The 11,556-nt window shown below is 41.7% G+C and carries 9 protein-coding genes and 1 pseudogene; 8 read left to right on the top strand and 2 right to left on the bottom strand.

The features are described from left to right. Window positions 1-106 precede the first annotated feature (106 nt). From JUI58_RS15830 to JUI58_RS15855, 6 genes are all read left to right on the top strand, one after another. Window positions 107-601 carry a photosystem I reaction center subunit XI gene (locus JUI58_RS15830; protein ID WP_204104771.1) on the top strand — a complete coding sequence of 165 codons (495 nt, stop codon included), beginning with the start codon at window positions 107-109 and terminating at the stop codon, window positions 599-601. Window positions 602-724: 123 nt separating this feature from the next. Then, window positions 725-841 carry a photosystem I reaction center subunit VIII gene (locus JUI58_RS27790; RefSeq protein WP_204104772.1) on the top strand — a complete coding sequence of 39 codons (117 nt, stop codon included), beginning with the start codon at window positions 725-727 and terminating at the stop codon, window positions 839-841. Window positions 842-1,047: 206 nt separating this feature from the next. Next, on the top strand, window positions 1,048-2,076 hold the full coding sequence (locus tag JUI58_RS15840) for a peptidoglycan-binding domain-containing protein (protein ID WP_204104773.1): 1,029 nt from the start codon (window positions 1,048-1,050) through the stop codon (window positions 2,074-2,076). Window positions 2,077-2,288: 212 nt separating this feature from the next. After that, window positions 2,289-3,827: a ferredoxin--nitrite reductase gene (locus JUI58_RS15845; protein ID WP_204104774.1), complete on the top strand. Its 1,539-nt coding sequence runs from the start codon at window positions 2,289-2,291 to the stop codon at window positions 3,825-3,827. Window positions 3,828-4,201: 374 nt separating this feature from the next. After that, a complete protein-coding gene (locus tag JUI58_RS15850) occupies window positions 4,202-5,758 on the top strand; it encodes an MFS transporter (RefSeq protein ID WP_204104775.1) in 1,557 nt (518 codons plus the stop codon). 89 nt (window positions 5,759-5,847) lie between these two features. Continuing rightward, window positions 5,848-8,064 carry a nitrate reductase gene (locus JUI58_RS15855; protein WP_204104776.1) on the top strand — a complete coding sequence of 739 codons (2,217 nt, stop codon included), beginning with the start codon at window positions 5,848-5,850 and terminating at the stop codon, window positions 8,062-8,064. A gap of 1 nt (window position 8,065) precedes the next feature. Here the strand turns inward: JUI58_RS15855 and JUI58_RS15860 are convergent, their stop codons facing one another. Further along, complete coding sequence (locus JUI58_RS15860; protein ID WP_204104777.1) at window positions 8,066-8,272, bottom strand: hypothetical protein; 207 nt, start codon at window positions 8,270-8,272, stop codon at window positions 8,066-8,068. Between the two features lie 154 nt (window positions 8,273-8,426). On the opposite strand from JUI58_RS15860, the gene JUI58_RS15865 reads away from it, so the two are divergent. Together JUI58_RS15865 and JUI58_RS15870 are read left to right on the top strand one after the other, a co-directional pair. Next, window positions 8,427-10,058, top strand: coding sequence for a DNA methyltransferase (locus tag JUI58_RS15865; protein ID WP_204104778.1), 1,632 nt, complete (start codon window positions 8,427-8,429; stop codon window positions 10,056-10,058). 1 nt (window position 10,059) lies between these two features. Continuing rightward, entirely contained in the window at window positions 10,060-11,166 is a 1,107-nt protein-coding gene (locus JUI58_RS15870) for a hypothetical protein (protein ID WP_204104779.1), read from the top strand. 127 nt (window positions 11,167-11,293) lie between these two features. Here the strand turns inward: JUI58_RS15870 and JUI58_RS15875 are convergent. Beyond that, window positions 11,294-11,556, bottom strand: a pseudogene (locus JUI58_RS15875) (Uma2 family endonuclease); the annotation flags it as partial.

Below are 11,556 nucleotides of genomic sequence, written 5' to 3' on the forward strand. Positions count from 1 at the left end.
TGTTAAAAGTGCAATACAAAAGCACCCTAATTAAACAACTCCAAGGCGGTAGCGAAACTAATATAAAGCCGTCCTTATAGGACGGGGTTTCTACCCATTTTTTCTGATGACATTTGATGCAATTACAGATGGTGGCGATCCCCAAGTGGGCAATCTCGCTACTCCTTTGAATTCTTCCGGTTTTTCAAAAGCCTTTATTAATAGCCTTCCGGCTTACCGCCAAGGACTATCCGCTAATCGTCGGGGCTTGGAAGTCGGTATGGCTCACGGTTATTTTCTGTACGGACCCTTTGCCTTGCTTGGACCCCTGCGGAATACCGAACTCGCAACCCTTGCGGGAGTCATGGCCGCCGTTGGTATGGTGATGATCCTCACTGTTGCCCTCTCTCTCTATGGTGGGGTTGAATCGGGTAAACCCATCGCAACTGTAACCACTCCTAATCCTCCTAAAGACTTAAGTACGAAAGAAGGATGGAGTGATTTCGCCAGTGGCTTCTTACTTGGTGGCTGTGGTGGTGCGCTTTTCGCCTATGTTCTCTGCTTGACTCCCCATCTTGCTCCCCTGCAAGATGTTGTCGGTAAAATCTGGTCTGTAGGTTAGTTCACCATCTCTCACTTTGAGGCAAAATACTCTTTTGTTCTCATTAATTAATTATTTCACTTGTTGTTAAATCAATCAGTGAAAAACCAAAAATCCACATTACTTAGACAAGGAGAATCTGAAATGGTTACAGGTAGTTACGCGGCTTCATTCTTGCCCATTATTCTCGTTCCTTTGATGCCTGTTCTTGCTGCGGTGATGATGGGACTTTTCTTCATGCACGTTGAAAGCGATGCTTAGATCGGTAACAGCGATCGGCGATCGAGTCACTGATAACTGATAACTGATAACTGTAAGTCACCTATTTTGCCTAATCCACCAAGATTCAATTCTGGGGATTAGGCAAAATTTTATCAGGTTAGTTTTTGCAAGCCATCGGCAATGGAAAAAAATAACCCGAATATTTGAGATAATGTAAGAAAATGTGAAGCGATCGCTATTCTCAGATGATGGAAACTCTTGCTTTTACCTACTATGCCGTCTCTTATGAAGACCCGAGCCAGAAATCTGTTTCCCCATCCCTCAATTATCAAGGGTTAGGTGGAACTCTTGTGCTTTTGTCTCTTCTATGTGCGACTCATTTTCCCAGTTACGCGATCGCCTATCGCCAGGGCGATCGCGGTGATACGGTGGTGAAAATCCAACAAACCCTCGGTATCCCTGCTGATGGAATTTATGGTAGGCAAACCGAACGCGCCGTGCGAGACTATCAAAAGCGTCAAAGTTTGCGATCGGTAGATGGTATTGCAGGCAGCGAAACCCTCGCCTCTTTAGGGTTAAACGCCCCAGAAAACACTGGAGGAAAAACCCTGCAAGCTGTTATTCGTACCCCCGATCGCAAGGGAGTCAATGTGCGATCGACTCCCAATGGTGCCAAAATAGGCGGACTTGCCGAGGCCGCAACAGTATTTTTAACAGGAGAGGAAAAGCAGTTAGGGCGCTATCTCTGGGTCAAAACAACCCAAAATGGTTGGATTGCCAAAACTTTTCTGCAACCCGTCCTAGAGCCGCAAAAAACAGCCTCTCCGCAAACATCCACTCAAGCCCGCGTCACCTCCCCAAACCAACAAGGAATTAATACTCGCCGCCACCCTAACGGGGAAAAAGTAGGTTCTCTGCCGGAAGGAACTTTAGTGATTTTAACAGGAGAAGAGCGATCGCAAGGGGGTTATACTTGGGTGCAAACTCGCCAAGGGACTTGGATCGCCAAAGATTTCTTGCAAATTGTCGAGACGCGATCGCGACAGTCTCCAGAGTTGTCCACCCCACTCACCCAGAATTTTCAAGGCGATCGCGGGCAATTTCCCGCTATCCGTAACGCCCAAAAATACGATCGCCCTAACGGGGAAGCGATCGGATCTGTAGAAGCAGGTGACAAATTGCGGGTGACAAATGCGCGATCGCTGGCAAATGGCATCGCTTGGGCAAAACTGGCTGACGATTCTTGGGTAGATTCGCGGGCGATCGGGTTTTGAACTTAACTTCAAAAATTGCGATCGCAACTATGCGCGATCGCGATCTAATCGATGCAATTACTTCATAAAATGCAATCTTGTGTAACAAAATTTACAAAAATGCTCTGCTTCTCCCCATAATCTACAAAAAAGAACATTGCCAGAGCAATTGTAGAATTAACCGAACAGTATTTTAGAACGAATTTAAGCGATCGCAGCGCAAGGATAAACCTATGGTAATTGCAGTCGAACCCCAAACAAAACTCAATAAATTTGAAAAATTTAAAGCCGAAAAAGATGGACTAGCCGTGAAAGACGAACTAGAACATTTTGCTCAAATTGGTTGGGAAGCCGTCGATAAAACAGATTTAGAACACCGCTTAAAATGGCTGGGCATTTTCTTCCGTCCTGTCACACCGGGTAAATTCATGTTACGCTTGCGGATTCCTAGTGGGGTTATTTCTAGCCAAGGAATGCGCGTTTTAGCTGAGATTATTCAACGCTACGGCGATGATGGTAGTGCCGATATTACTACCCGCCAAAACATTCAACTGCGAGGAGTCCGTTTGGAAGATATTCCTGACATTTTCCGCAAGTTAAATGCAGTCGGTTTGACTTCGATCCAGTCAGGAATGGATAATGTTCGCAATATTACTGGATCTCCTATTGCTGGCATTGATGGTGACGAACTGATCGATACTCGGGAATTGGCGCAAAAGGTACAAGATGCGATTACAAATAGCGGTCAAGGAAACCCCGCTTTTACCAATCTTCCTCGCAAATTTAACATTGCTTTAGAAGGAGGAAGAGATAACTCCATCCACGCCGAAATTAACGATATTGCCTTTGTTCCTGCCTATCGAGAAGGAGAATTAGGCTTTAATGTTCTTGTAGGTGGCTTCTTTTCTGCCAAACGTTGCGCCCCAGCAATTCCTCTTCATGCTTGGGTTCCTCCTAATGAAGATGTTGTTACTTTATCTTGTGCAATTCTTGCTGTTTTCCGAGACAATGGTTCGAGGGCAAATCGGCAAAAATCTCGTCTCATGTGGTTAATTGATGAGTGGGGAATGGATAAGTTTCGTACTGAGGTAGAAAAGGTTTTTGGTAAAGAACTTTTATCCGCCGCCCCTAAAGATGAAATGGATTGGGATAAGCGAGATTGTTTGGGGGTAAATCCTCAAAAACAAGCTGGATATAGTTATGTTGGTTTGCACGTTCCTGTCGGTCGTTTTGACAATGCAGAAGGGATGTTTGAATTGGCACGATTGGCAGAAGTTTATGGCCAGGGAGAACTACGTTTAACCGTCGAACAAAATGTTATTATTCCCTATGTTGCCAATGAAAACATAGAGACGCTTTTGGCAGAACCTATTTTACAACAATATACGATCGCCCCGACTCCTTTAGTGCGATCGCTGGTTTCTTGTACGGGGAGTCAATATTGTAATTTTGCCCTAGTGGAAACCAAACAACGCGCCCTAAATATTGCCCGTAATTTAGATCAAAAATTAGAGATCGGCGATCGCCTTCGCATTCATTGGACGGGGTGTCCTAACTCTTGCGGACAGCCTCAAGTTGCTGATATTGGTTTAATGGGAACCAAGGTGCGTAAAGACGGAAAAACTGTCGAAGGAGTCGATCTTTACATGGGAGGAACTGTTGGCAAAGATGCTAAACTGGGAACTTGCGTTCGTAAAGGTATTCCCTGCGATGAATTACCCGAAGTTTTAGAAGAATTGATGCTGGAAAAGTTTGGCGCAACAGCAAAATAACTATTCACTAATAACTATTCACTATTCACTGTTCAACTTTCCTGAATTTATAAACTCGGCGATCGCCGAGCTTTTTTTTAGAGATTTTTTAAAACTTAAAATCAGAACAATTTATGCAAAAAATGAATCGGGAAATAACTGTTTTTGCATTGATATTTAATTTTTGTATCGCGAGATACTAAAAAACCTAATCAGAGATGTGATTCTAAAAACTCAGATTGAGGCAATTCAATGATTTCTATCTTGAACAAACCTCAATAAAAGCGCTCATTCGTCTTATCGGAATTCTTAGCACTAAAACATAGCTAAATTTCCATTCTTGAATCCCCAAAACTCTTTAACCTTTTGTTGTTTAGTAACCCTGAAAATCAAGAATGATTGGTGAATTATTTCTCAACTTTAATCGCGGTCGTTACCGCATTTTGCACCTCACCTGGTTTGCTTTTTTCCTGTCGTTTGTGGTTTGGTTTAACTTTGCCCCTTTCTCCACAGCAATACAAGCAGATTTTGGTTTAGAAATCGGACAAATTCGCACGATCGCCATCTGTAACGTTGCCCTAACTGTCCCCGCCCGAATCATTATCGGGATGTTATTGGACAAATACGGACCACGCATTACTTACTCCTTGCTGCTAATCTATGCAGCAATTCCCTGTTTAACTTTTGCACTGGCACAAAACTTCAGCCAATTGGTTCTCAGTCGTTTAGCATTGAGTATTGTTGGCGCAGGATTTGTCATCGGTATTCGCATGGTAGCCGAGTGGTTTCCTCCCAAAGAAATCGGGTTAGCAGAAGGCGTTTATGGGGGTTGGGGTAACTTTGGTTCCGCCGCCGCCGCTTTTACACTACCAACGATCGCCGGTTGGGTTGCCTTTGGTGCCGTGAATCCTGTCACCGGAGAAGCCATGCTAAATTGGCGTATGGCGATCGCCGCAACAGGAATTTTTGCCGCCGTTTACGGAGTGATTTACTTCTTTAACGTCAAAGATACCCCTCAAGGTAAAGTCTATCAGCGTCCCAATCGCGCCGGAGGAATTGAAGTCACCACCCAAAAAGACTTCTGGTTACTTCTCGCCATGAATGTACCCTTGATCGGCATTCTCGCCCTATTAGCATGGCGCTTGAACAAAGTCGGTTTCCTGAACCCAACCGCCCTCTATATTACCTGGGCATTTTTAGCCGGCTTATACCTCTTTCAAGCCTACGGTTGTTGGGAAGCGAATAAAGACTTGATGACCGGAAAAAAACACTACACCCCGGAAGATCGTTATAATTTTTCTCAAGTTGCCATACTCGAATTAACCTACGTGGTTAACTTTGGTTCCGAACTTGCCGTTGTTTCCATGCTTCCCGCCTTCTTTGAAGGCACCTTTGACTTGAGCAAACAAGCCGCCGGAATGATTGCAGCCAGTTATGCTTTTATGAACCTCATGTCCCGTCCTGGTGGCGGTTTGATCTCAGACAAATTGGGGTCTCGGAAAAACACAATGGCTATATTAACCGCAGGCATGGCATTAGGCTATTTGATGATGAGTATGGTCAGTGGGGCTTGGTTTCTGCCCCTAGCTGTTCTTTTAACCATGACTTGTTCCTTCTTTGTGCAAGCAGCAGAAGGATCTACCTTTGCGATCGTACCTTTGGTTAAGCGTCGTATTACCGGACAAATTGCTGGGAATGTAGGTGCTTACGGAAACGTGGGTGCCGTCGCTTACTTGACCCTATTTAGTTTATTACCCGATTGGGGTTTTGCTGGGGCAGCCGGAAACCGAATTTTCTTCCAAACCCTAGGAGTATCGGGGATGATTGTTGCCTTCCTTTGCTGGTTTATTCTGAAAGAACCGAAAGGCTCTTTTTCCGAACATCATGAAGGTGAGGAAGACTATATTCATCCTCCTTCTTTTGAGGAAAAAATTGAAGAATCACTTTCCTAGCGTAGATCGCTAACAAACTGCGTAGGGACGTTAAATTTAACGTCCCTACAAAATTTTAATTCTAATCCTAATCGTAAATATTTAATATTATGATTGACCCGATAAAAACCCTTTGTCCTTATTGTGGTGTCGGTTGCGGCCTCGATGTTTTACCCCCCGCCCTCCCCGATCGCCCCACCCTGCGCGATAGTGAAGGAACTCCCATCTGGCGAGTGCGAGGCGATCGCGATCATCCCTCCAGTCAGGGCATGGTTTGCGTTAAAGGGGCGACTATTGCCGAGTCCTTAGATAAAGACCGTTTGAAATACCCGATGATGCGAGATTCTCTTGACGATCCTTTTGTGAGAGTCAGTTGGGATGAAGCACTCGATCGCATTGTCAACCGCTTGCAAACCGTGCGCTTTAGCCAAGGGTCCGATGGTATTTGTATGTATGGATCGGGACAATTACAAACCGAAGATTATTATATTGCTCAAAAACTCTTAAAAGGCTGTTTGGGAACTAATAACTTTGACGCAAATTCTCGCCTTTGTATGTCCTCTGCGGTGGCTGGTTATATTCAAAGTTTTGGCGCAGATGGTCCCCCCTGTTGTTACGATGACCTTGAAGAAACGGATTTTGCTTTTTTAATCGGTACCAATACCGCCGAATGTCATCCTATTGTTTTTAATCGCTTAGTTAAACATCACAAGCGCAACCGTAAAGTTAAAATGGTGGTGGTGGATCCCCGTCGTACTCCCACTGCTGAAAAAGCTGATATTCATTTAGCGATTAAACCGGGAACCGATATCGATCTCCTCAACGGTATTGCCTATTTACTCATGCGTTGGGGCAAAATTAACAGTGTTTTTATCGATGAATGTACCCGCAATTTCCCTGCTTATTCCTCGGTGATTTGGAATTATGCCCCGGAAACAGTGGCCAAAAAATGCGGTATTTCCGTTCAAAATTTGCAAAAAGTAGCGCAATTATGGGGCAATAGCGATCGCGTCCTTTCTCTTTGGTCGATGGGGATGAATCAATCCTCAGAAGGAACGGCGAAAGTGAGGACTTTAATTAACCTGCACTTAATGACGGGAAATATCGGCAAACCAGGGGCGGGTCCTTTTTCTCTCACAGGTCAACCGAATGCGATGGGAGGGCGAGAAGCGGGAGGACTGGCGCATATTTTACCTGGATATCGCCTCGTCAAAAATCCCCAACACCGTGCCGATTTAGAACAGCTTTGGGGACTTAAACCCGGTAGTATTTCCCCGCAACCGGGACGGGATGTATGGGAGATGATTCGCGGCTTGGAACAGGGAGAAGTGGGGGCTTTATGGATTGCTGCGACCAATCCTGCGGTCAGTATGCCAGACCTTCGACGCACTCAAGCGGCACTGAAACTCTCTCCTTTTACCATTTATCAAGAGTCTTACTACCCCACAGAAACTTCAGCTTATGCCCATATCTTGCTTCCCGCAGCGCAATGGGGAGAAAAAACGGGAATTATGACCAATTCCGAACGGGTAGTAACATTATGCCCTCAATTTCGCCCTCAAGTGGGAGAATCTCGGCCAGATTGGGAGATTTTTGCGGAAGTGGGTCGCCGTATGGGATTCGAGGAACAGTTCAATTTTACTGACTCTTCGGCAGTTTATCAAGAATTTGTGTCATTAACCCGCGATCGCCCTTGCGATATGACCGGCATTAGTTACGATCGCTTGCAGGAAGAGGGACCGATTCAATGGCCGTGTCCTGACAAGGAACAATTATCCGATACTGATGACCCATTACCCAATAATCGAGGTAAGCGACTCTATACAAATTTGCAGTTTCACACCCCCGATGGACGGGCTATTTTTGCCGCTTATCACTCGCGTGGTTTGGCGGAACCTCCCGATGAGGAATATCCTTTCGTGCTTACCATTGGGCGATTATACGGGCATTGGCATACACAAACGCGCACGGGACGCATTGAGAAGATCGTGAAAATGCACCCCCGTCCCTTCCTCGAAATTCACCCCCACGATGCGAAGAAATTGGGGGTTAAAAATGAGAGTTGGTTGGAAGTGCGATCGCGTCGCGGGGTTTGTCGTCTACCTGCTAAGGTGACAAAGGCGATCGCCAAGGGAACGGTTTTTGCACCCATGCACTGGGGAGCATTATGGGCTTATGATGCAGAAGTAAACGCCCTCACTCACCCCGAATCCTGTCCCGATTCTCTACAACCGGAATTAAAGGCTTGTGCAGTGCGGGTACAGGTGATGACTCCCGAATCCATTTCCTCGGAATTGGCGACTCAACAGAATCTCGTCGGGGTCTGAGTTAACGTCCAACGGCGTTCCAAAGTCCCGCTTCTCCTAGGGTTATGGGGGCTGTATCTTGATTACTACTGGTCGCAAGATTGCTGCTAATGGCGATCGGTAACAGTCCCACGATCAAGGAGGCTAAAAATACGCTAATCACCAGCAAGTAAGGGTGTTCGGCATAATTCTCTAAACTGCGATCGGGGCTATGGGTGTGAGTATTCATTTACATTTCTCCAATGGCTTCTTCTACAAAATGTAGTCAATGCTACAAAGTAAATCCGGAAACGGTAACATTTTTTACAGTTTTTTTACGCTACTTCACAATTAGAGTAGAAATACTCTTTCAATTCTGAGTTCCGATTTAATTCTCTAAGTAAATGAATAATATGGAATCTATAGAAATAAAAGAAAGTCCTGCTTATCGTATGAAGCAAAAAAAAGACCGATACGAAATGCATAAATATTGGGGAAAAAAGCCCTCAAACGATCTTTATCATCTGATATCAAAATACTCATCCGAAGGTGATATTTTACTCGATCCTTTTGCAGGATACGGTGTGTTTTGCTGCGAAGCATACATAATGCAAAGAAATATTGTTTGTAACGATTTGAATCCAATATCCAATTTTATTCAAGAGCAACTGCTTTCTAAAAATGTTGATTTTGACAAATTAGACGCTGAGTTTAATTTGATCGTTCAAAGACTATCAAGCTATGTTGCAGATTGGTACAAAATCAAAGAAAATACAGACATGGTTGCAATTACTGTATTAAGAGATAGTAAAGATGAGATAATTAAGTGCAAATACAAAGTTCGCAATGCAACAAAATTTAAAGAATATGAGTTTACAAAGAAAGAAAGAGAGCTATTTAAGAAAAAAGAAAGAGATTTTCAATTGGATGAATGGATTCCTAACATCGATCTAATCGAAAATTCAAGAATAAGCGCGAAAGAAAGAATGGCGATTAAGGATATATTTACTAAGCGAACAATGGCCTGTCACTCTATGTTATATAAGCTAGTAAATGACATTTCATCTGGTTCTGAAAAAAGACTTTTATTACTTGCGTTTACATCTAATTTAGCTAATTGTTCAAAGTTAGTCCCTCCGATAAAAAGTCGGGGAGATATGACTCCAGGAGCATGGATGACAGGATTTTATTGGGGAGAAACTTATCTGGAAAATAATGTACTTCACTATTTTAAAAACCGTTATAATAAAGTAATTAAAGGTAAGAAAGATTATCTTTCTTGTTTCAACACTATTTTTCACTTTATGGGTTTATCTGACATCGGTAAGGTTGATGATATTTTACAATTTTCTAAATCTACTTATGGATATCTTACCAAAAACGAAGATGCTAGAAGTATAAGTCTTCCCTCTGAGTCAATAGATTACATCTTTACCGATCCTCCATACGGTGATTCAGTACCCTATTTTGAGCAGAGTATTATTTGGAATAGTTGGTTGAAACTAAACCCTGAATATGACAATGAAATTGTAGTCAGTAATAGTCCGCTAAGGCAAAAAAACATCATTGCATACCGAAATGATATTGAAAAAGCGATATCTGAAATATTTAGAGTGTTAAAAAAGAACAAGTATTTTTCGATAACATTCCATTCTCTATCTGGTAGTGAATGGAATTGTTTAACTAATGCGTGCATAAAGGCTGGCTTTGAAATACATGATTTGGTTTGGCTAACACAAAAAACATTTACACCAAGGCAATTAAATCGAGGAAAAAGTGTTAAAGGTGATGTATTGATAACGTTAATAAAGCCTTCTTTAAAAAAATCCTTTAATAAATACAATAAAAATGATACCATCAACTATTTTGAAGGTTTGTTAGATACGATCATTAGTGGTAGACAGGTTGAGACTAATGAAATATTTATGAAAGTTGTAAAGGAGATATTTGATAATAGTATCATACTTGCCGATGTTAATTTTTTTGAAATTTTAAATTCCCGGTTCAACTTTACCGAAAACAAATGGAGTAAGTAGTATGACAAATTCATTCAAAGATTTAAGTAAGCATTTCCTAAATAATGAATTTGGTGCAATTGAAGATCATGATTTAGGGGTTCGTTTTCTGAAACTTCGTAGCGTTTCAAGAAAAAATACAATCAAAGAGTTATGCTGTCTTCACAATGTAGAAACAGATGGAAAACGGTCAAATATCCTTTTTGAAGAAGTATTTAATAATGAAGTTATCACTGAAGATCATATAGATTCTTATATCAAAGAAAAATATGATGAAGAACGTTCTAGTAGAAGAGAACAGGAAGACTATTTGATAGATCAACTGAATCGACTTCATGCCTTTAATTGGGGTGGTTCAAAAGGGAACAGCCTTGAAAAGAATATTGTTGATAATTATGTGAAGAAAATCAAATCTTACGATCAAATAAACGAAGAGATTGAAAGTAATCTTTTATCCAGTTTACGCGGGTATACGCTAAATTCTTGGTATAATCATTGGACATCTATACTTATTGAAGATATATTCAAAGATAATCAAAATGTTCTACCAACGGTTGGGCTAATCAAGAAAGTTGATTTCTTTATATGCAATATTCCTTTTGATTTAAAGGTGACTTATTTTCCTGAACAATTAATGAAAGAGAAATTAAGAGATTGTGGATACGGGAACGAATTAACACGAACCAAGAAAATATGTAGAAATCTAAATATCCATATTCCTGATGACCTTAAAAATGAAGCTCTCAAGTCACATTTACAAGGTATTTTAAAGGAACGACAAGACCAACGTGCTAGGAATTTTATTGATGAATTAAACTATCAAAAAATAGAAATAATAAATTCATCTATGAATAATCCAAATGAATTGAAAGTGTGGCTTTATGAAAATCAAGGTGAAATGCGTTTTGATGCTTCAAATAGATTTTTCTTGATTCTCGTCAACAACACTAATCTATCGGAAAGTTGGAAAATAAAAAGAAATATTGTATTTTTACGAGAAAAGATAAATGAACATTTGGAAACATTGGTTCAAGATTCAGATTCACTTACTACCAGATTTCATTGGTCTAAAAATGATACTTGGTATGAGTGTAAATCAGACATCTTATTTATTAACTATCAAGAGTAAAAAAAAAATCGATTCCCATTTGTCAAAGGCGATCGCGTAATTCTTGATTTTTTCTCTATTCTTCTTCTCTTGTTGAGGCGCTTGTTGAGGCGATTGCCAAAGAATTATATCGTGTTATTAGATGTTATCAAAGGTCAATTCCTAATTGTCGAAGGCGATCGCGCAATTCTTGATTTTTCCTTTGTTCTTCCTCTAATTGTGCTTGAGTTTGCAGGCGATCTCTTTCGAGGAGATCGGCTCTTTGTTTTTCAAGGTTAGCTCTTTCTCGTTCGCGATCGCGCTCTTGTTGTGCGAATTCCTTCTCTTGTCTTTCGCGATCGGCTCTTTGTTTTTGGAGATCGCGCTGTACAGCAGTCTCCACATAAGATGTAAACTGTTCCCCATTCGGAT

It is taken from the genome of Spirulina sp. CCY15215, from assembly GCF_016888125.1.
Classification (GTDB): Bacteria; Cyanobacteriota; Cyanobacteriia; order Cyanobacteriales; family Spirulinaceae; genus CCY15215.